Origin of the sequence: Bradyrhizobium liaoningense (assembly GCF_018130825.1) — a bacterium.
Classification (GTDB): Bacteria; Pseudomonadota; Alphaproteobacteria; order Rhizobiales; family Xanthobacteraceae; genus Bradyrhizobium; species Bradyrhizobium liaoningense_B.
Window position 1 is genome coordinate 1 of the sequence record NZ_JAFCJS010000027.1, and the last position, 1,232, is coordinate 1,232.

2 protein-coding genes are annotated in these 1,232 nt (G+C 68.1%); both read right to left on the reverse strand.

Going from position 1 to position 1,232, the window contains the following annotated elements:
• On the reverse strand, positions 1 to 305 hold a 305-nt coding region (locus tag JQ603_RS37895), incomplete at its 3' end, for a chemotaxis protein CheW (protein WP_212348758.1).
• A 27-nt stretch (positions 306 to 332) separates the two neighbouring features.
• Positions 333 to 1,232, reverse strand: a 900-nt coding sequence (locus JQ603_RS37900; protein ID WP_212348761.1) for a response regulator, incomplete at its 5' end; no start/stop codon positions are given.

The following is a 1,232-nucleotide window of genomic DNA, read 5'->3' on the forward strand; positions in this document are numbered from 1 at the left end:
CCGATCTGGTCGATCAGCAGGCCATAGGATTCACCGCGCAAATCGACACCGACCGCCATCGGGGTCTTGCCGTCCTCGGCCCTGGGCAGGCCGAGACGGGCGCGCATGTCGACCACGGTGACGATGCGGCCGCGCAGGTTCAAAACGCCCGCGATCTCGCGCGAGGACAAGGGCACGCGGGTGACGCGCTCGGGCATGAACACGTCCTGGACGCGGGAGATCGGCAGGCCGAACAGCTGGCCGCCGATCATCGCGGTGACGTACTCGACCATGGCGCCTTCGCTGGACTGGGTCTTCTTGGTCATAAGCGTATCTCCTGATCCCTGTCCTGCTTACGCCGCCGCCCGGCTCAGCTCGGAAGCGCCGGCGGCGCCCGCGGTCTGCTCCTTCAGCGCCGCGATCAGACCGGGACGGTCGAACTTGGCGACATAATCGTGGAAGCCGGCCTGACGGCCGCGCTCGATCGCCGCCGGCGACACCAGCGCCGACAGGCCGATGATCGGCGTCGCGGCGAGGTTGTTGTCGGAGCGGATGGTCTCGGCGAACTCGAAGCCGTTCATGTCGGGCATCTCGATGTCGGTCAGGATCACGTCGAAGCTCTGGGCGCGTAGCGCAGCGAGGCCCTCCTGCGCGGTCGGCGCGGTGCGGACGCGGTAGCCGGCCGCCTTCAGCACCGGCGCCAGCATGTTGCGGAAGAAGGCGCTGTCGTCGACCAGCAGCACCGACTGCGAGTGCATCGACGGCTTCATCTCCTTGCGGGTGAACCAGTCGGCGAACGCCATCGGGAGGAAATGGCCGACGTCGATCACCTCGGTGGCCTGGCCCTTGATCACGGCCGAGCCCAGGATGCCCTGGCTGGAGCCGCCGACCTCGATGTTGAGGCGTTCCTCGACGATGTCGATGATCTCGTCGACGACGAGGCCCATGGAGCGGCCGTCATCGGCGAACACCAGGATCGGCTGGGCGCCCTGGCTCGCAATGGTGACGCCTTCCATGGCCACCAGCGGCATCAGCTGCTCGCGGTACTGCACCATGTAGCGGCCGTTCGAGAACTCGATCTTGTCGGCGGGCAGCTCTTCCAGGCGCGTGACGAGGCCAAGCGGGACCGCCTTGGGCTGCGACGAGCCGGCGCGGAAGACGAGCAGCGAGGTGGTCTGCTCGCCCGAGCCGATGTGGTGCGCGCCGTTCTCGTCGCCCATGTCATGGGCCGAGGAGCCGGCGGCGCCGAGCGC